This is a genomic window from Mycobacterium sp. ACS4054, assembly GCF_001667275.1.
Classification (GTDB): Bacteria; Actinomycetota; Actinomycetes; order Mycobacteriales; family Mycobacteriaceae; genus Mycobacterium.
The window spans coordinates 55,294-73,642 of sequence record NZ_LZHV01000061.1 but is presented as its reverse complement, the minus strand read 5'-3'; the positions used below and the strand labels follow the sequence as shown (position 1 = coordinate 73,642).

Here is an 18,349-nt window from a genome sequence, read left to right as displayed (position 1 = left end):
GTCGCTAAGGCTCATCCGAAGAGGCGGGGCAGCACCGCCTCCGACGTCTCGCGCAGTTCGGCCAGCGACACGGTGAACAGCCCCTGCACCTCCACCGCGTCCGAGGCCTGGTCGACGACGCCGATGCGCTCCGCGGGCAACACCCGCGCCTCGCACATCGCCCGGAACCGGCTCTCCTCGGTGCGCGGCACCGCCACCAAAACCCGGCCCGCCGACTCGGAGAACAACGTCACGAACGGATCGGCGCCCTCGGGAAGCACGATGCGGCAACCGGTTTCGCCCGCCAGAGCCGCTTCCACGATCGCCTGCGCGAGGCCGCCTTCGGACAGGTCGTGCGCCGCCGACACCAGCCCGTCGCGGGACGCCGCGGTCAGCACCTCGGCCAGCAGCTTCTCGCGCGCCAGGTCGACCGCGGGCGGCAAGCCACCCAGATGGTCGGCGGTCACCTGCGCCCAGACGGAACCGTCGAATTCGTCGCGCGTGTCGCCCAGCAGCATCAGGGTCTCGCCCGGTTCGCGACCGAGGCCGGTGGGGATGCGCCGGCCGACATCGTCGATGACGCCGAGCACACCGACGACCGGCGTGGGCAGAATCGCCGCCGACCCGGTTTGGTTGTAGAAGCTGACGTTGCCGCCGGTCACCGGGATGCCAAGGGCCGCACAGCCGTCGGCCAGCCCCCGGACCGCCTGCGAGAACTGCCACATCACCCCGGGGTCTTCCGGAGAACCGAAATTGAGGCAGTTGGTGACCGCGACCGGGGTCGCGCCGGTGACGGCTACATTGCGGTAGGCCTCGGCCAGCGCGAGTTGCGCTCCCGCGTAGGGGTCGAGCAGCGTGTAACGCCCCGACGCGTCGGTGGAGAGGGCGATGCCGCGGCCGGTGGTTTCGTCGACGCGCAGCACGCCGCCGTCGGCGTGCTCGGCCAGCACGGTGTTGCCGCGCACGTAGCGGTCGTACTGTTCGGTGATGAAGGCGCGGCTGCACAGGTGCGGGCTGCCCAGCAGCGCAAGCAAAGTCGCGCGCAGCTCGTCCCCCGTCGTCGGCCGCGGCAGGCGGGTGGACCGGTCGGCGTTCAGGGCGTCCTGCGATTCGGGCCGCGCGACCGGTCGCTGATACACCGGCCCCTCGTGCGCGACGGTGCGCGGCGGCACGTCGACGACCGTCTCGCCGCGCCAGGTGATCCGCAACCGGTCCCCGTCGGTGACCTCGCCGATCACCGTGGCCAGCACCTCCCATTTGCGGCACACCGCCAGGAAGGCGTCCACGTTCTCCGGCGCGACCACCGCGCACATCCGCTCCTGCGACTCGCTGCAGAGCACCTCCGCGGGCGTCATGTCCTTGGCCCGCAACGGGACGGTGTCGAGTTCGATCGCCATCCCGCCGTCCCCGGCCGACGCCAGTTCGGATGTGGCGCAAGACAATCCAGCTCCCCCGAGGTCCTGGATGCCGATCACCAGGCCGCCCGCGTAGAGCTCGAGACAGCACTCGATGAGGACCTTCTCCATGAAGGGGTCGCCGACTTGCACCGAGGGCAGCTTCTTGCGGGAGTTCTCGGCCCCCCCATCAGCGCTGAAGGTGTCCGACGCCAGCACCGACACCCCGCCGATGCCGTCGAGCCCGGTGCGCGCGCCGAACAGGATGATCTTGTTTCCGCGGCCCGACGCGAAGGCCAAATGCAGGTCCTCCTGGCGCAGCACGCCCACGCACATCGCGTTGACCAACGGATTGCCGGCGTAGCACGCGTCGAAGACGGTCTCGCCGCCGATGTTGGGCAGTCCCAGCGAGTTGCCGTAGCCGCCGATGCCGCGGACCACCCCATCGACCACGCGGCGCGTGTCGGGCGCGTCGGCGGCTCCGAACCGAAGCTGGTCCATCACGGCGACCGGTCGGGCGCCCATGGCCATGATGTCGCGGACGATGCCACCGACGCCCGTCGCCGCGCCCTGGTACGGCTCGACGTAGGACGGGTGGTTGTGGGATTCCACTTTGAAGGTGACGGCCCAGCCGTCGCCGATGTCGACCACGCCGGCGTTCTCGCCGATGCCGGCGAGCATGCCGGCGCGCATCTCGTCGGTGGTGGTCTCGCCGAAGTAGCGCAAGTGAACCTTGGAGGACTTGTACGAGCAGTGCTCGCTCCACATCACCGAGTACATGGCCAGCTCGGTGTCGGTGGGCCTGCGGCCCAGGATCTCGCGAATGCGCTGGTACTCGTCGTCTTTGAGCCCCAGCTCGGCGAACGGCTGCGGCTGGTCGGGGCTGGCAGCGGCATGCTCGACGGTGTCGATCGCCTGGGTGCGGGCGCTCGTCCCGGAGACAGTCACGCCAGACAGTCTAGGGTGACGCCGCTATCGCCGTCGGCTCGCCGCGGCGGCTATTGACCGACCACGCAGAAGACGTTGCCCTCGGGGTCGGCCAGCACCACCCAGCGGAAATTGGCGCCGAATGAGTGCCGGCCTACCTCGGTGGCCCCGGCGGCCGTCAGTCGAGACACCTCGCCGTCGACGTCGGCGGCGCTGAAGTCGAGGTGCAACCGGTTCTTCCCCGGCGTGGGGTCGGGCACCTTCTGGAATCCGAGCCGGGGACCGTCGGCCAGACTCACCACGGTGAACTCGTCGGCGAGCAGCTCCTGCGTCGTCCCGCCGAACTGCTCGGCCCACCAGCCACTCAGTTGCGCGGGATTGCTGCAGTCGAAGGTGATCATCTCCACGGTGAGCGCCATACCGCCGACCCTAGGCCTCGGAATGGCGCAGTTGAAGGGATCGGCGCCGGTTCAGCGGTGCAGGGTCAGTCGACGGTGCGGAAGTCGGCCATCATGGCCATGTCCTCGTGCTCGAGGTTGTGGCAGTGCAGCAGGTACGAGCCGGTGTAGTCGGTGAACCGGGTGAGGACTTCGACCGCTTCGGCAGGGCGGACATCGACGGTGTCCTTCCAGCCCCCGTCGAACCGTCCGGGCGCGCGGTCGTTGCGGGAGATCACCCGGAACGGGTTCAGGTGCACGTGGACGGGATGGTGGAACTCGGTGATGAACCGCCAGACTTCGGTGGTGCCGAGCTTGGGGCGAGCCAGCGGCCGGCCCGGTTGATACGACAGGTCGTTGATGGTCCACACGCCGCCTCTGTTCGGGCGGAAGAGGAACGTTCGGGTGGCGACGGCGGCGTGTCGGTCGAGACCCCCAAGCCCGCTGCTGAGCCGTTCGGGGATGGTGGCGTCGTCGGACAGGTCGGTGCCGACGACGTCGAATCGCATGACCTCGCTTGTGCTTTCGGCACCCAACCGATTGAGCAGCCGTACCCGGGTGCCGCGCCGGTAGCGGCTGAAATCAACCACAACATCAAAGCGTTCGGCCGGAGCGATGTCGATGTAGTCGTGGCCTACCGGCCGCGCCAGCAGCCCACCGTCACTGCCGATCTGCACCAGCCCCGAACCGCCGGGGGGCTGCGGGTCCAGCTGCAGCCGGTAGCGGCGGGCGTTGGATGCGTTCAGTAGCCGCAGGCGGTAATGGGCGGGATCGGTCTGCAGCACCGGCCACGGCGCACCGTTGACCAGGATGACGTCACCGAGCACGCCGTTCATGTAGTCGGCGATGACCCCGCCGCCACCGGCGGCCGGGTATCGGAAGGAGCCATCGGCGGCGAAGGCACGATCGGTGATCATCAGCGGGATATCCCGCCCGCCGCGAGGCAACGGCAACGCGTCTTCCTCGTCGTCACGGACCAGGTGGAATCCGGCCAGGCCGCGCCACACAGCGGCGCCGGTATAGCCCATGCGGTGGTCGTGATACCACAACGTCGCGGCGCGCTGGTTCATCGGATAGACGTATTCACGCTGTCCGACGACGCTGTTGCGGGCCATGTCCTCGGCGGCGGTTTGACCGGACTGCGGAAGGATGAAATCGGTCGGGTACCCGTCGTGGTCTTCGGGGGTGTGCCCGCCGTGCAGGTGCACCACGACCGGTGTCGGCAGGGCGTTGCGGTGCCGCACGACGGTGCGCCGCCCGGATCGTGAAGTGATGGTGGGGCCGGGAAAGCTCGCGTTGTAAGTCCATGCGGCAGTGGTTAACTCGGGCAGGATACGCAATTGCGTGACCTGCTGGGTGATCTCGTAGTAGTCGGTGAGGGCATCGGTGCTCACCGGCAACAACTCCTCCGGGATCGGCAAGGGGACTTGATAGCGGTCGGGCACTCTGGCCTGACTGCGCAGGAGCCGCCCCGGCTCCGCGGAGCCCAGCAGCGCGCCGGCCAACGGCCAACTGGTCGCGACGAATCCGATCCCCGTCGCGGCGGCGCCCAGCCGCAACGCGCTACGACGATTCACGAATCACATCCGGGCGTGGTGACGCCGAGGGTGCGGTCAGCGGCAAGCGCCACACCGCTGCGGTCAGCCGAAGGATTCCCACGATCAACAGCACCCCGAGCGGAACGTGTAGGCCCGTAAGCCGCAATTCCCCCGAGGCGAACTCGGCGACGAAGAGGATGGTCACCAGCGCCCCTACCGCTATCGGCCATCGCGGCCCGCCCGTCCTGTTCAGGATCACCAGCACCGCCACCTGAACGACGGAAAGCACTGTGGTCACTTTCGCGCCGGCCGAGTGCAGCAGCAACGCGTTGTACTGACCGCCGAGGAAACTGCCGGCGAACACGGCTTGGGCCAACGCGAGGATTGCCAGCGTCGCGCTGGTGACACGGGCGATCACGCGGGGCCAGCGTCGGCCGCGCCCTTTTGCGTCTGTCATGGTCTTCCTCCGGAGGTCGGCGTCGGACTACTCAGGAATTGACGACGAGACAGGGCGGCAAAAAGTTACGCCCGCGTGTGTAACTTCCGGCGCCGTTGACCCGTCCTTGTATGCGGGTTGCTGGTGATCGGTTCAACCCATTCCGGTCCCACCGCAACGGGATACGCAGAAGGAGAAGTGATGTCGAACCCGACGCCCCCGCGCTGGCTGAAGCCGATGAACAAGTTCATGATCGCGATGCAAAAACTCGGCATACCTACCGGGCCACCCATGGTTTTGACCGTGCCGGGACGCAAAACGGGCCGACCGCGCAGCACCCCGATGACACCGTTCACGCTCGACGGCCAGCTCTATGCCGTGGCGGGATTCCCCGGCGCCGATTGGGCGCGCAACGCCCGCGCCGCCGGGACGGGAACGCTCGGCAAGGGCCGAAAGACGCGGCGCGTCGCCATAACCGAGCTGACCGCCGAGCAAGCCCGCCCGGTGTTACGCCAATATCCGATCGAGGTGCCGATCGGCGTCGGGTTCCTGAAACGTTCCGGCCTGGTGCATCAAGGCAATCCGGAAGAGGTCGAAGCGCTGGCCGGCCGCATCGCGGTGTTCCGGCTAGACCCGATCCCCGCGAACTGACGCCGGGCGATGCCCCGGTTGATCGACCACAAAAGGAAGCAACATGCACACCGCATACCTCGTCGTGACGATCTTCGCCATCGGTCTCAACGGATTCTCCGGCGTGAGCGCGCTGGTCCACTTCGCACCGATCATCCCGCCCATGCAGCGCGCCGGGGTGCCGGTGTCGTGGCTGACGTTTCCCATCGGCACCATGAAAACCCTGGGCGCCCTTGGGCTTATCGCCGGACTATGGATTCCGCCCATCGGCATCGCCGCGGCGGCCGGACTGATCATCTTCTTCGTCTGCGCGATGTACACCCACGTGCTCGCCAACGACATGTCCGGCCAGTTCGCATTCGCCGGATTCCTGCTCGCCCTCAACGCCGCGACCTTCGCGCTCACCGCGATCGCCCACCCGGTGGTCATCTAGAACCGCTGGGCTCTATCGGCTCACGAAGGCTCAGGCGAAAGAAACGCCCGCATCGCCGCCGCGTACGCGGCCACGTCCTCGGCGCCCATCAACTCCCGCGCCGAGTGCATCGCCAGCTGCGCGGCACCCACGTCGACGGTGGGGATGCCGGTCCGCGCCGAGGCGAGCGGCCCGATCGTCGACCCGCACGGCAGGTCGGCGCGATGCTCGTAACGCTGCAGCGCGACCCCCGCCTGCTGGCAGGCCAGCGCGAACGCCGCGGCGGTCCGTCCGTCGGTGGCGTAACGCAGGTTCGGGTGAACCTTGAGCACCGGTCCGGCGTTGGCCTCGATCAGGTGGCCGGGCTCGTGCCGCTCGGGGTAGTTGGGGTGCGTGGCGTGCGCCATGTCCGCCGACGCCAGCAACGAGTCGGGCAGCCGGCGCAGGAAGTCCTCGCGAGTGCCGCCGGCCGCGAGCACGATCCGCTCCAGAACCGTGCCGAGCAGGTCTGACTGGGCGCCATGGTCGGAGGAGGACCCGACCTCCTCGTGGTCGAAAAGCACCAACACGGGCAGGAAACCCCGCGGCCCGGCGGCCAACAGCGCCTCCATCCCCGCATAACAACTGGCCTGGTTGTCCAGCCGGGGCGCGCTGAGCAGGTCGGCGCCGGCGCCGACAACGGTCGACGGGGTCAGGTCGTGGGTCATCAAATCGGCGGCCAGCACGCCGGTCGGGTCCACCCCGGCGCGTTCGGCGACGTAGTCGACGAACGACTTGGCGTCCGCACCGACGCCCCAGACCGCGTTGACGTGCCGCTGCGGATCCAGCGTCAGCGATTTGCGGTCCTCCGCCAGATGAATGGCCAGCTGCGGCACCCGCAGGATCGGCTCGTCGATCCGGACCAGCCGGTGCTCGATTCCGGCGCCGGCGCGCAGCGACAACCGTCCGCTGATGCCCAGGTCGCGATCGAGCCAGGAGTTCAGCCACGCCCCGCCGTAGGGCTCGAGCGCCACCACGCGCCAACCGGCGACCACCCGGTCCGGGTGCTGCTTGACCCGCAGATTCGGGCTGTCGGTGTGCGCGCCGACGATGCGGAACGGACCGTCGGCCCCCTCGGAATTCCAGGCGACCAGCGAGCCGGCCCGCACCGTGAAGTAGCGGCCCGGTTCCTCCGGCCAGCGTTTAGCCTCGCTCAGTTCGGTGTACCCGGCAGCGGTCAGCCGCGCGGCCACCGTGGCGCAGACGTGAAACGGCGACGGAGAAGCGTCGATGAAATCGCAGAGGCCTGCGGCGCTGGCCGACATGATGATCATCATGGCTTCCGGCGCTCACCGTCGCCACGCTAGGTCCCATTGCGCGGCTCCTTACTCGCGCCCTTCCGGCGCTCGCCGTCGCCACGCTAGGGTCGCCCATGTGCCTCCCGTCCAGCCGCAGCCGATCCTCGAGCCGTTGACGCCTGCGGCGGTCTTCCTCGTGGTGACCATCGACGACGGCGGAGAAGCCACGGTGCATGACGCGCTGCCCGACATTTCCGGGCTGGTGCGCGCAATCGGGTTTCGCGAGCCGCCGAAACGGTTGTCGGCCATCGCCTCCATCGGCTCGCACGCCTGGGATCGTTTGTTCTCGGGGCCGCGTCCCGCCGAGTTGCACCCGTTCGTCGAACTGACGGGCCCGCAACACACCGCCCCGGCCACGCCGGGGGACCTACTGTTTCACATTCGGGCCGAGAGCCTGGACGTCTGCTTCGAGTTGGCCGACCGCATCCTGCGGTCGATGGCGGGCGCCGTCACCGTCGTCGACGAGGTGCACGGATTCCGCTATTTCGACAACCGCGACCTGTTGGGCTTCGTCGACGGCACCGAAAACCCGGACGGACCGCTGGCCGTCAGCGCCACCGCCATCGGCGCCGAGGATCCCGAATTCGAAGGCTCGTGCTACGTGCACGTGCAGAAGTATCTGCACGAGATGTCTTCGTGGAACTCGTTATCCGTCAACGAGCAGGAATTGGTGATCGGCCGCACCAAGCTGGAAAACCTCGAACTCGACGACGACGAGAAGCCGGCCAACTCCCACATCGCCCTCAACGTCATCACCGACGAGGACGGCACCGAGTTGAAGATCGTGCGGCACAACATGCCGTTCGGTGAACTCGGCAAGGGCGAGTACGGCACCTACTTCATCGGGTATTCCCGTACGCCTCAGGTCACCGAACGGCTGCTGCGCAACATGTTTCTGGGCGACCCGCCCGGCAACACCGACCGCATCCTGGAATTTTCCACCGCGGTCACCGGCGGCCTGTTCTTCTCCCCCACCGTCGACTTCCTCGACGATCCACCGCCACTTCCGGCAGCGCCGGTGGCGGAAACACCTGCGGCACAAAACGGCTCACTTGCGATCGGCAGCCTGAAAGGAACAGCTTCATGAACAACCTCTACCGTGACCTGGCACCGGTCACCGACGCGGCTTGGGAGGAAATCGAGACCGAGGCGGCCCGGACCTTCAAACGCCATGTCGCCGGGCGGCGGGTGGTCGACGTCAGCGAGCCGGGCGGGCCGGTCACCGCCGGCGTCAGCACCGGCCGATTGATCGACATCGCTTCGCCCTCCGAAGGAGTCGAGGCTCACGTGCGAGCGAGTAAACCCCTTGTCCGGCTTCGCGTTCCGTTCACCCTATCGCGTTACGAGATCGACAATGTCGAACGGGGCGCCCAGGACTCCGACTGGGACCCGGTCAAGGAGGCCGCCAAGAAGCTGGCGTTCGCCGAAGACCGCGCCATCTTCGAGGGATACGCCGCCGCCTCGATCGAGGGCATCCGCTCCGCCAGCTCGAACAAGCCGCTGACCCTGCCGGCCGATCCACGCGAGATTCCCGACGTCATCACCCAGGCCATTTCCGAGTTGCGGCTGGCCGGCGTCGACGGCCCGTATTCGGTGCTGCTGTCCGCCGACGTCTACACGAAGGTCAGCGAGACCACCGAACACGGCTATCCGATCCTCGAGCACATCGACCGGCTGGTTCCCGGGGACATCATCTGGGCGCCGGCCATCGACGGCGCCTTCGTGCTGACCACCCGCGGTGGCGACTTCGATCTGCAACTCGGGACGGACGTCTCGATCGGATACACCAGCCATGATGCGGACACCGTTGCGCTGTATCTGCAGGAGACGCTGACGTTCCTGTGCTACACCGCGGAGGCGTCGGTCCCGCTGACGTCGTAAGGAATAAATGCCGCCGAGCCGCTGCTGACGGAAAAGCAAGTGAACTTCTTCCGAAGGCAGGGTTCGATGGCAGCAACAATGGCCGGGTCCACCGCATTGGTGACTGGAGCGACCTCCGGGATCGGCCGCGAAATCGCCATACAACTGGCCGAACGCGGGGTCGAGGTGATTGTGCACGGGCGCAGCGCCGAACGCGGCGCAAAGACGGTGCGCGATATCGAAAACATGGGCGGCAAAGCACGTTTCGTCGCAGCCGATCTCAACGACGGCGACGATGTGCGCCGGCTGGCCGCCGAGGCGGGAGCAGTCGACATTCTGATCAACAACGCCGGCATCTACCGGCTCGGCGCCACCGCGGACACCGACGACGCGGCGTTCGACGAACACGTGAACGTGAACCTGCGCGCCCCTTACATTTTGGTCCAGCAACTGGTCCCGGGCATGGTCGAGCGCGGCGGGGGCGCGGTGGTCAACGTGAGCACCGTCGCGGCCTCGGTGCCGGCCAGCGGCGCGGGCATCTATGGCGCCACCAAGGCCGGCTTGGAGCAGTTGACGCGGGTCTGGGCGGACGAGTTCGGCCGGTCAGGAGTCCGGGTGAACGCGGTGGCCGCGGGGCCGACTGATACCCCCGGAGTCGCCGGCCTACCGGGCCTACTGGAAACCATTGGCGCCACCACCGCGCTGAACCGGCCCGCCGAGGCTAGCGAAATCGCAAGTGCAGTACTGTTTCTCGCCTCCACTGCCGCCAGTTACGTCAACGGTGCGGTGCTGCAGGCAAGCGGCGGTCAGCGAGCCATTGCCGCCTGACGCAACCGCTTTTCGTTACAGGTCGAGCACCAAGTCGCTGTCCGGCGCGGCCGAGCAGACGAGCACCGAACCCTGCTCGGGCGGCTCCAGCGGCTGCTGGCAGTAGATGGTGCTGCCGGCGACCACTCCGGTTACACACACGTGACAGACCCCGCTCCGGCAGGAGAACCGGGTGGGCACGTCGCAGGCTTCGGCCAACTCGAGGATGCTTCCGTACTGCGATGACCAGGGGACCGTCAAACCGCTGCGGGCGAACGTGATCGACGGTCCCGGTCCCGGCGGTCCCGGCGGGGAATGTGGCGGCTGGCGGGCGGCGTCGTCGATGATGCCCGGGTTGATCGGTGGCAGGGCGCCGAAGAGTTCGCTGTGGATGCGCCCGGGGTCAAGACCGCCGGCCGCCAAAGCCTCGCGCATGTCGGTCATGAATTGGGTTGGGCCGCAGAGGTATGCCGTGGCATCGGCCGGAATGCCGAGCGTCGCAATGGCCGATCGGTCCAGCCGCCCCTGTGATTGCGTGTAGAAGACCGTCTGTCGCGAACCCGGCAGCGATTCGATCAGGCCGGCGACTTCGGCCGCGAATGCTTGCGTTTCCTGATTGCGGGTGGTGTGCAACCACCAGATGTCGCGGTCACTGCTTGTCGCCGCGAGCGCATGCAGCATCGCCAAGACCGGAGTGATCCCGATTCCCGCCGACATCAGCAACACCGGACCGGCGGCATCGGTGAGGTAGAAGTCGCCGCGCGGGGCGGCGGCCTCGATGACGAAACCAGGCTCGATGTGCTCGTGCAGCCATCGGCTCACCAGACCGTGCTCTTCGCGTTTGACGCTGATGCGGTACTGCCCCGCGCCGGGATCTCCGGAGAGGGAGTAACTCCGCAATGGCGCCGGTGCGCCGGCGGGAACCCGCACGGTGAGGTATTGCCCGGGCAGCGGCGGTGGCAATGCGACATGGTCGTCGCTCTCCAGTTGGATGGACACCACCTGCGGGCTTTCCCGGTTTATCGCGCTGACGCGCAGGGCGCGAAAACCATCCCACGCCGGTGGGGTTGCCGGGATCTGAGCCGGCGATTCCTGGTCCAGCATGTCCCGGAACGATTGCTGCCAGCCGGGGCTGAGCGCGGGGACGTCGACAGCCTTGGGCAGCAGGGCGAGGTCCCGGTTCGGCAGGTACAACAATGCGTCGACGTCGGCGACGCTGAGCTCGTGGCGACCACGTCGGGTCCGCACGATGTCATCACCCGCGCGGACCCGTCCCTCGGTGATCACCCGGAAGTAGAATCCTGGGCGGTGTTGGGAGACAAGCAGGTTCGGCATTCTGGGTTCGTTCATCCGCAGACCGACGCGGAAGCAGGTGACGCGGGGCTGGGTGACCTCGAACTCGGCTTCGCCGATCTGGTAGCGGTCGCCGATGCACACGTCGGTGTCGGCCAGTCCGGTGATGGTGAAGTTCTCCCCGAAGTGGCCTGGCACGAGGTCGTCTCGACCCAGGTATTTCTTCCAGAAGTCGTAGGACTCGGTCTGATACACCATGACGGCGCGCTGCTCGCCGCCGTGGCCGCCGAGGTCGCCCTGCCCGTCGCCGTCGATGTTCAGGCGGCGCACCATGACCGGCCCTTCGACAGGGCGTTTCCAGATCCCGGTGTAGACGGTCTTGTCGTGCCACCGCACGTCCTTGGGCATGCCGACGTTTACCGAAACCAGCTTGCCCACGATGTCACCTCACAGCCCTGAATTGAGAGGGCTGGCTGAGAATATGCCCGCCCGCCACGTGGGGCAACACGTAGCCCCTGTTGCGCCGGGACTACGCTGATGCATACTGGGTTAGCTAACCCACAATGGTTCGGCACCGTGAATTCCGTGATGTACGCCGAATGTCGCAGGGCTTTCGGCGGCGAAATCTCAGGAGAAAGTCATGCCGGCTGTCCATCACCGCTACGCCACCGTCGAGGGCCACCGGCTCTTTTTCCGCGAAGCGGGTGACCCGGACGCCCCCGCGCTGGTGCTGCTGCACGGGTTTCCGACCAGCTCCTATATGTTTCGCCACCTGATCCCGGCCCTCGCCGAGCGCTACCGCGTCATCGCGCCGGACCACCTGGGTTTCGGCCTCTCCGATGCGCCGTCAGTGGACGAGTTCGATTACACCTTCGACGCGTTGACCGACCTCACCGCCGGGTTGCTACGCAAGCTTCACATCGCCAGATACGCCATGTACGTCCAGGACTACGGCGCGCCGATCGGCTGGCGGCTGGCGCTGCGCGACCCGTCGACGATCAGCGCGATCATCACCCAAAACGGCAATGGGTACGAGGCGGGATTCGTGGAAAGCTTCTGGAAGGTCGTCCGCGCGTACCAACGCGACCAAACACCCGACACCGAAGCGGCTGTGCGCCAGTTCCTCACGCTTGACGCCACCCGGTGGCAGTACGTCACGGGGGTTGCCGACGAGACCCTGATCGACCCCGAATCCTGGTGCCACGACTATGCGCTTATATCGCGGCCGGGCAACGACCTTGTGCAGCTCAAACTGTTCCGGGACTATGCCACAAATGCGCCGCTCTACCCGTACCTGCACGAATACTTGCGCGCCACGCAGGTTCCGCTGCTGGCGGTGTGGGGTCGTGGTGACGAGATCTTCGGTCCAGCGGGAGCCGAGGCGTTCGCGGACGACCTCCCCAACGCCACAATCCGCTTGCTCGATGGCGGGCACTTCCTGCTGGAGTCCGCATTGGAGGAGGTGGCAATGCTGATCCACGGCTTCCTCGCCGAGGTTCACGTGGCTGCCTGACCGCCCCCGGCGCGGCCTCAATGGGTTGGATATCCCATAGTTCAGGGCGACCGCGGGTTAACCTGACGCGATGGCTCATCCCGATGTTCAAGACGGACAACGGTTGACCCCCAAGGGGCGTGCCACCCGGGATCGCATCGTCGAAGCGGCGGCCCGTTTGATCGTCACCGAGGGCCTATCTGCCTCGAACATGGAGAACGTCCGCAAGGCGGCATCGGTCAGCGGTTCCCAACTCGGTCATTATTTCGCCGACAAAGCCGCACTGCTTCGCGCGGTCATCGCACGTCAGATCGCTGTGGTCCTCGCCTTCCACCGGCAGCCAAAACTTGGAGGTTTGGCTTCGTTCGACGACTTCGAGCGCTGGATCGACCTGAACATGAAATATCTCAGGAGCATCGGCTATTTCGGCACCCCCACCTACCACGCGCTGGCCGCGCAATTAGCGAAGTCAGACGCCGCAACGCGTCAGGCGCTGGCGACCGGCTACTGGCAGTGGATCGACCTGCTCCAGGCGGGGCTCCAGCAGATGAAACATGACGGGACCCTCACCGCGGACGCCAACCCCCGACGACTGGCCATGATCATGGTCTCCGCTCACCAGGGCGGAGGCACCTTGTCCTTCACCTACCGGGCGGCGTGGCCGCACGCCGACGCGATCCGTTTCGCGATCAACTACCTACGCGGCTTCGCTACCGATCCCGCCGAGCGGGTTGCCCACCCCGCTCGGCGCATCCGCGGCCGCAGCAGGGTCCGCCACGTGAGTGACGACAGTTCAGCGAGATTCACCCGCAAGGGACTAGCGACTCGCGCGCGCATCGTCGACGTAGCCGCCCGATTGATGTTTGAGCGCGGCGTCGCCAACACGAGCATCGAGCAGGTACGGCGCGCGGCGGGGGTAGGCGGCTCACAGATTTCGCACTACTTCCGGGACAAACGCGAACTGACCCGCCAGGTCGTTGCCGCCCGCCGGGAGGATGTGCAAGCTTTCCACACACAACCGCTGTTGGGCGCCCTGGACGATCTTGATGCCCTGCAGGCGTGGGCCGACGCCTGTATCGCAGCCACAAAGGCCGTTTACCGCGTGGGCGGTTGTGTTTACGGGTCATTGGCGGGTGAGCTGATCGACGCCGACGATCAAATTCACGACGACCTCTCGGCCGGTTATGACCAGTGGATCGAGTTGTTCGAGGCGGGCCTTTCGGCGATGCGCAGGCGTGGCGAGCTGCGCCCCGACACCGATCCGCGGCACCTGGCGGTATCGCTGGTGGTCGCGCACCAGGGTGGCGCGATGTTGACGCACGCGACCAATGATCCGGAACCGCTGCGCGCCGCCGTCAACGCCGCCGTCGAATACGTCCGATCCTTTGCGCCCCAAACGCGCAAGGGACCCCCCGTTACGACGCGGCGAGGCTCCTCCCGGCGAGGCAGATGAAGGCAGTCTGGACAGATTGGGACAGCTAGCCCATAATAAGTGGGTCAACTGGCCCATTCAGTTGCGGGGTGCAGCGGCTGGCTCGCGGCCAAGCCGTCTGGCGTCCACGAGGCGCACCAAGCGGTGGAAGCCGGAGTTCCGGAGGCCAGGCGATCGTCGTGATCCGGCGCGATCAGTTGTTGCACAAGGGATCGACATAAGGGGGATGGTCATGGGGCTGGCATGGCAGCAGGGCCCGCTGGCCACGGGATCGGTGGGACACTTTCTGACTGCACAGCCGTTGCCAGGGCGACTGTTGTACGCCGAGCCGCTGAGGAGGCGCATGCGAGTTCGCCTCGCTGAGACATGGGTTGCCGACAGCCAAGACGTGATCCTGTTACACGAGCCAGGGCGTTATCCCGTCGCCTACTTCCCGCGCTGCGATATCGAGGCCGGAGTCCTTTCGGCGGAGGACAGGCTCACACAGCATCAGGAACTGGGCGACACGCAGTGGTTCACCATCAAAGCCACCGAGCGGGAGGCCAGGCATGCCGCCTGGCAGCACACGGCCCTGCCACCGTATGCATCGATCCTCGACGGGCGCCTCGCGTTCGCCTGGCGCGCCATGGACGCTTTCTACGAAGAGGACGAACGGATCGCCGGGCATGCTGCCGATGCCTATCATCGGATCGATACCCGTTCCACTTCAAGACATCTCATCGCTCGTGACGGCGATCGGGTGATTGCCGACACCAAGCACCCGCTGGCTTTGTACGAATCCGGATTCGCGCCGCGGTGGTACGTGCCACGCGAGGACATTGACGAATCTGCCCTCGAACTGGTTGACACGCAGACCTTTTGCCCATACAAGGGGATCTGCTCCTACTACGACATCGGCGACCGCAAGCGCGCGGCGTGGTCGTATCGGAACGCATGGCGCGAAGTGATAAGAGTCAGCGACTTGGTGTCCTTCGAACCGGACAAGATTGACGTCTACCTCGACGGCAAGCAGCTGCGGCTGGAGCCTGGCCAGACCGTCATTCCCCACGGCGTCGACCGGGGGCTCGATCCCGATGAGGTCTCGGAATTTCGCGACTCCGGGGGCAATGCCGGAGTGCTGCGAGAACGGAACCACCGATCGCACGGAGAGGCGTAATGGTCGGGCGGAAAACCAGTCCCGACCGGATAGGAGCGTTCTCCGACGGCGTCTTCGCGGTGCTGATCACGATCTTGGTGCTCGAACTCAAGCCTCCGACCGCCCCCAGCCTCAGCGCGCTCGTCCCGCTTTGGCCCACCGGACTGAGCTATGTGGTCAGCTACCTGTTCATCGCGATCGTGTGGGTCAACCATCACCACCTGTTCAGCTACGCAGAGTTGGCGACGCCGCGGTTGGTGTGGTCGAACTTCGCGCACTTGTTCTCGGTCTCGCTCATCCCGATAACCACCGAGTGGATCGCAGACAGTAGGCTTGCCGCCGCGCCCGTGGCCTTATATGCGTTCGTGTTTGTGCTGGTGAATATCACCTATCTCGCGCTGTGCTGGGAAGTGGTCGACCGACCCGCCCCAGCAGACCTCACAGATCGAATGCGCAGGTTGTTGCGGATGAGGTCGTTCATCACGATCGGCGTCTTCACAGCCGCCGGCGTGGCCGCGCTTTGGTGGCCGTTCGTCGGCATGGCTTTGATCTGTTTGTGCTTGATCGGGTACCTCCGGCCGGACGTTCCCACCCTGAAGAAGACTGAGGCTTAGGCATGCTCGTACCGTCCGTCCTGGTTTTCGATGTCAACGAGACATTGGTCGACATCGAGTCGCTCTCACCGCTTTTCGGCGAAGTGTTCGGCGATCAGCGGGTGCTTCGCGAGTGGTTCGCCCAGCTGGTCATGTACTCGATGTCTGTGACATTGGCGAACAGTTATGTGGACTTCTCCACGCTGGCCCAAGGGGTGTTCCGCATGGTTGGCGATGTCCACCGCGTGGACGTCTCCGACGATGACGTGCACCGCCTGAGGACAGGCTTGCTCACCATGCCGGCTCACCCGGATGCGGCGGATGGGCTTGCCAGGCTGAGAGACAACGGTTTTCGGCTGGTCACGTTGACCAATTCCCCGCCGAACCCGGACGGACCGACGGCGCTGCAGAGCTCGGGTCTGGCCGAATTCTTCGAACACCAATTAAGCGTCGACGCTTGCCTCGCCTTCAAGCCGTCGCCCGCCGTGTACCGGTACACCTGCGAGACGCTCGAAGTGGCCCCGGCCGACTGCATGATGGTGGCGGCCCACGTGTGGGACATCCTCGGCGCCCAGAATGTCGGCTTCAGCGGGGCGCTCATCGCACGGCCCGGCAATCCACCGCTGCCCGTCCACGGGCTGCCCCAACCGAATCTCGTGGCGAGTGACCTGCGCCAACTGGCCGTCAAGCTCATCGACAACTGAAGACAACCGGGGAGGACCAGGGAACGATGGCAGCAGACGAAGAACTCGGTTACGACGTCATTGTGCTCGGGGCCGGGCCGATCGGGCAGAACGCCGCAGAGCGCGCCCGGGCCGCGGGCCTAAGTGTCGCCATGGTCGAACGCGAACTCGTCGGGGGCGAGTGTTCCTACTGGGCCTGCGTGCCCAGTAAAGCCTTGCTGCGTCCGGTCATTGCCATCTCGGAGGCCCGCCAAGTCGACGGCGCACGGGAGGCGGTCACCGGCCCCATCAACGTTGCGGGGGTTTTCGGCCGCCGCAACCGATACGTCACCAACTGGGACGACACCGGCCAGGCCGACTGGGTGGGTGGAATCGGTGCCACCTTGGTACGTGGGCATGGCCGCTTGGACGGCGCCCGGCGAGTCACGGTCACCGCCTGCGATGGAGCCACGTCCGTACTGACCGCGCGGCACGCAGTCGTGATCTGCACGGGAAGCCGGCCAATCCTGCCCGACGTTCCCGGCATCGACGAAGCCAGGCCGTGGACCAATCGCCAAGCCACAGACAGCAGCTACGTTCCCGAGCGGCTCGCCGTGGTGGGCGCGGGCGGCGTAGGAGTCGAAATGGCAACTGCATGGCGGGGATTGGGTGCCCAGGTGACCCTGCTCGCGCGGGGATCGGGCCTGCTACCTCGGATGGAGCCCTTCGTCGGTGAGTTCATCGGCCAGGGCCTCGCCGACGCGGGCGTGGACGTGCGCGTCGGTGTATCGGTCCGCGCGCTGCGCCGGCCCGACGGCGGAGAGGTGAACGTCGAATTGGACGACGGCTCCGAATTGCAGACGAGTGAAGTGCTTTTCGCGACGGGCCGCGCACCACTCACCGATGACATCGGCCTGCACACCGTCGGGTTGACACCCGGCGACTGGCTCGACGTCGACGACACCTGCCAGGTGCGTGCCATCGAGGACGGGTGGCTCTACGCGGCGGGCGACGTCAATCACCGGGCCCTGCTGACACATCAGGGCAAGTACCAGGGCCGCATTGCCGGCGCGGTGATCGGAGCGCGCGCGGCGGGAACCGAGTTGGACACCGCACCGTGGGGAAGGCATGCCACCACCGCCGACCATTACGCCGTACCGCAGGCGTTCTTTACCGATCCCGAAGCTGCCGCGGTCGGCCTGACCGCCCAGCAGGCCGAGCGGGCCGGACACCGGGTGCGCACTGTGGACGTCGAAGTCGGCGAGACGGTGACGGGTGCGAAGCTCTATGCGGACGGGTACGCCGGGCGGGCACGGATGGTGGTGGACCTCGACCGCGGGTGCTTGCTCGGGGTCACGTTGGTCGGGCCGGGAGTCACCGAAATGCTCCATTCCGCCACCATCGCCGTCGCGGGCGAGGTGCCCATTGACCGGTTGTGGCACGCCGTGCCGTGCTTCCCCACGGTCAGCGAGCTGTGGCTGCGGCTCCTCGAAGCGTATCGGGATGCGTCGGACCATAATTGACCCCATGGCCACCGCGGACGGATTCCATCCAGATTTCGACGAGACGACGACTGCGGCCGTCAACAACCGGGTGCACCACGTCAGGGCGTCGGACATCAGCTCCGACACCGCGCAGTCGGAGGGACTCCGCCGCTTCGCCGCCCTGAGCGGTGCGTCGGTGGGCGCCGAGAAGCTCTGGATGGGCGAGACCCACGCGATGCCGTCGACCGTTTCGTCCAACCATCACCACGGCGACTCGGAAACCGCGATCTTCGTCCGCAGCGGTCACCCGGAATTCGTCTTCCACGACGGCACCCGTGAGGTGCGCATCGCGACGTCGCCCGGCGACTACGTCTTCATCCCGCCGTACCTGCCGCACCGCGAGGAGAACCCGGACCCGAACACACCGGCGGAGGTGGTCATCGCGCGCAGCACCCAGGAGGCCGTCGTGGTGAATCTGCCGGCGCTGTATCCCCTGTAGAA

Annotated in this window: 18 protein-coding genes; 12 read left to right on the top strand and 6 right to left on the bottom strand. The window is 66.6% G+C overall.

The window, feature by feature from the left end; translation table 11 throughout:
- Nucleotides 1-11: 11 nt before the first annotated feature.
- From purL to A5730_RS18870, 4 genes are all read right to left on the bottom strand, one after another.
- Nucleotides 12-2,321 carry a phosphoribosylformylglycinamidine synthase subunit PurL gene (gene purL / locus A5730_RS18885; protein WP_067903675.1) on the bottom strand — a complete coding sequence of 770 codons (2,310 nt, stop codon included), beginning with the start codon at nt 2,319-2,321 and terminating at the stop codon, nt 12-14.
- Nucleotides 2,322-2,371: 50 nt separating this feature from the next.
- On the bottom strand, nt 2,372-2,719 hold the full coding sequence (locus A5730_RS18880; RefSeq protein WP_067903672.1) for a VOC family protein: 348 nt from the start codon (nt 2,717-2,719) through the stop codon (nt 2,372-2,374).
- Between the two features lie 65 nt (nt 2,720-2,784).
- Nucleotides 2,785-4,314, bottom strand: a complete 1,530-nt coding sequence (locus tag A5730_RS18875; RefSeq protein ID WP_067903669.1) for a multicopper oxidase family protein — start codon at nt 4,312-4,314, stop codon at nt 2,785-2,787.
- Nucleotides 4,301-4,732, bottom strand: a complete 432-nt coding sequence (locus tag A5730_RS18870) for a hypothetical protein (protein ID WP_197506295.1) — start codon at nt 4,730-4,732, stop codon at nt 4,301-4,303. Before A5730_RS18870 ends, A5730_RS18875 begins: the two co-directional genes overlap by 14 nt.
- A gap of 180 nt (nt 4,733-4,912) precedes the next feature.
- Here A5730_RS18870 and A5730_RS18865 point away from each other — a divergent pair, with 180 nt between their 5' ends.
- Nucleotides 4,913-5,362, top strand: coding sequence for a nitroreductase family deazaflavin-dependent oxidoreductase (locus tag A5730_RS18865; protein ID WP_067903667.1), 450 nt, complete (start codon nt 4,913-4,915; stop codon nt 5,360-5,362).
- Nucleotides 5,363-5,405: 43 nt separating this feature from the next.
- Nucleotides 5,406-5,774, top strand: a complete 369-nt coding sequence (locus A5730_RS18860) for a DoxX family protein (protein ID WP_067903664.1) — start codon at nt 5,406-5,408, stop codon at nt 5,772-5,774.
- Between the two features lie 20 nt (nt 5,775-5,794).
- Here A5730_RS18860 and A5730_RS18855 read toward each other — a convergent pair whose 3' ends face one another.
- Nucleotides 5,795-7,057 carry a M18 family aminopeptidase gene (locus A5730_RS18855; protein WP_067904444.1) on the bottom strand — a complete coding sequence of 421 codons (1,263 nt, stop codon included), beginning with the start codon at nt 7,055-7,057 and terminating at the stop codon, nt 5,795-5,797.
- Between the two features lie 109 nt (nt 7,058-7,166).
- Between A5730_RS18855 and A5730_RS18850 the strand changes: the two genes are divergently transcribed.
- Genes A5730_RS18850 through A5730_RS18840 form a run of 3 tightly spaced genes read left to right on the top strand, consistent with a single transcriptional unit; the run spans nt 7,167 to nt 9,778 of the window.
- Nucleotides 7,167-8,177: a Dyp-type peroxidase gene (locus A5730_RS18850; RefSeq protein ID WP_067903661.1), complete on the top strand. Its 1,011-nt coding sequence runs from the start codon at nt 7,167-7,169 to the stop codon at nt 8,175-8,177.
- Entirely contained in the window at nt 8,174-8,971 is a 798-nt protein-coding gene (locus tag A5730_RS18845; protein ID WP_067903659.1) for a family 1 encapsulin nanocompartment shell protein, read from the top strand. Before A5730_RS18850 ends, A5730_RS18845 begins: the two co-directional genes overlap by 4 nt.
- A gap of 39 nt (nt 8,972-9,010) precedes the next feature.
- Nucleotides 9,011-9,778, top strand: a complete 768-nt coding sequence (locus A5730_RS18840) for an SDR family NAD(P)-dependent oxidoreductase (protein ID WP_369829897.1) — start codon at nt 9,011-9,013, stop codon at nt 9,776-9,778.
- Between the two features lie 15 nt (nt 9,779-9,793).
- Here the strand turns inward: A5730_RS18840 and A5730_RS18835 are convergent, their stop codons facing one another.
- Nucleotides 9,794-11,488 (bottom strand): MOSC and FAD-binding oxidoreductase domain-containing protein, encoded by a 1,695-nt coding sequence (locus A5730_RS18835; RefSeq protein WP_067903653.1) that lies wholly within the window; start codon nt 11,486-11,488, stop codon nt 9,794-9,796.
- A gap of 202 nt (nt 11,489-11,690) precedes the next feature.
- Here A5730_RS18835 and A5730_RS18830 point away from each other — a divergent pair, with 202 nt between their 5' ends.
- From A5730_RS18830 to A5730_RS18800, 7 genes are all read left to right on the top strand, one after another.
- On the top strand, nt 11,691-12,563 hold the full coding sequence (locus tag A5730_RS18830) for an alpha/beta fold hydrolase (protein WP_067903650.1): 873 nt from the start codon (nt 11,691-11,693) through the stop codon (nt 12,561-12,563).
- Nucleotides 12,564-12,633: 70 nt separating this feature from the next.
- Nucleotides 12,634-13,995 (top strand): TetR/AcrR family transcriptional regulator, encoded by a 1,362-nt coding sequence (locus A5730_RS18825; protein WP_067903647.1) that lies wholly within the window; start codon nt 12,634-12,636, stop codon nt 13,993-13,995.
- 211 nt (nt 13,996-14,206) lie between these two features.
- On the top strand, nt 14,207-15,130 hold the full coding sequence (locus A5730_RS18820; protein WP_067904442.1) for a DUF427 domain-containing protein: 924 nt from the start codon (nt 14,207-14,209) through the stop codon (nt 15,128-15,130).
- The gene (locus A5730_RS18815) at nt 15,130-15,723 is read left to right on the top strand and encodes a TMEM175 family protein (protein WP_067903643.1); all 594 of its coding nucleotides are present in this window, start codon (nt 15,130-15,132) and stop codon (nt 15,721-15,723) included. The genes A5730_RS18820 and A5730_RS18815 overlap by 1 nt, the downstream gene beginning before the upstream one ends.
- A gap of 2 nt (nt 15,724-15,725) precedes the next feature.
- Nucleotides 15,726-16,406 carry a haloacid dehalogenase type II gene (locus A5730_RS18810; RefSeq protein ID WP_067903640.1) on the top strand — a complete coding sequence of 227 codons (681 nt, stop codon included), beginning with the start codon at nt 15,726-15,728 and terminating at the stop codon, nt 16,404-16,406.
- 26 nt (nt 16,407-16,432) lie between these two features.
- Complete coding sequence (locus A5730_RS18805; RefSeq protein ID WP_067903635.1) at nt 16,433-17,887, top strand: NAD(P)/FAD-dependent oxidoreductase; 1,455 nt, start codon at nt 16,433-16,435, stop codon at nt 17,885-17,887.
- A gap of 4 nt (nt 17,888-17,891) precedes the next feature.
- A complete protein-coding gene (locus A5730_RS18800; protein WP_067903632.1) occupies nt 17,892-18,347 on the top strand; it encodes a cupin domain-containing protein in 456 nt (151 codons plus the stop codon).
- Nucleotides 18,348-18,349 lie beyond the last annotated feature (2 nt).

What these genes read in the sequence shown, in the direction of transcription:
- A5730_RS18880 (WP_067903672.1), bottom strand. Translation starts at nt 2,719, where the DNA reads ATGGCGCTCACCGTGGAGATGATCACCTTCGACTGCAGCAATCCCGCG.
- A5730_RS18870 (WP_197506295.1), bottom strand. Translation starts at nt 4,732, where the DNA reads ATGACAGACGCAAAAGGGCGCGGCCGACGCTGGCCCCGCGTGATCGCC.
- A5730_RS18865 (WP_067903667.1), top strand. Translation starts at nt 4,913, where the DNA reads ATGTCGAACCCGACGCCCCCGCGCTGGCTGAAGCCGATGAACAAGTTC.
- A5730_RS18860 (WP_067903664.1), top strand. Translation starts at nt 5,406, where the DNA reads ATGCACACCGCATACCTCGTCGTGACGATCTTCGCCATCGGTCTCAAC.
- A5730_RS18855 (WP_067904444.1), bottom strand. Translation starts at nt 7,057, where the DNA reads ATGTCGGCCAGCGCCGCAGGCCTCTGCGATTTCATCGACGCTTCTCCG.
- A5730_RS18845 (WP_067903659.1), top strand. Translation starts at nt 8,174, where the DNA reads ATGAACAACCTCTACCGTGACCTGGCACCGGTCACCGACGCGGCTTGG.
- A5730_RS18830 (WP_067903650.1), top strand. Translation starts at nt 11,691, where the DNA reads ATGCCGGCTGTCCATCACCGCTACGCCACCGTCGAGGGCCACCGGCTC.
- A5730_RS18825 (WP_067903647.1), top strand. Translation starts at nt 12,634, where the DNA reads ATGGCTCATCCCGATGTTCAAGACGGACAACGGTTGACCCCCAAGGGG.
- A5730_RS18820 (WP_067904442.1), top strand. Translation starts at nt 14,207, where the DNA reads ATGGGGCTGGCATGGCAGCAGGGCCCGCTGGCCACGGGATCGGTGGGA.
- A5730_RS18815 (WP_067903643.1), top strand. Translation starts at nt 15,130, where the DNA reads ATGGTCGGGCGGAAAACCAGTCCCGACCGGATAGGAGCGTTCTCCGAC.
- A5730_RS18810 (WP_067903640.1), top strand. Translation starts at nt 15,726, where the DNA reads ATGCTCGTACCGTCCGTCCTGGTTTTCGATGTCAACGAGACATTGGTC.
- A5730_RS18805 (WP_067903635.1), top strand. Translation starts at nt 16,433, where the DNA reads ATGGCAGCAGACGAAGAACTCGGTTACGACGTCATTGTGCTCGGGGCC.
- A5730_RS18800 (WP_067903632.1), top strand. Translation starts at nt 17,892, where the DNA reads ATGGCCACCGCGGACGGATTCCATCCAGATTTCGACGAGACGACGACT.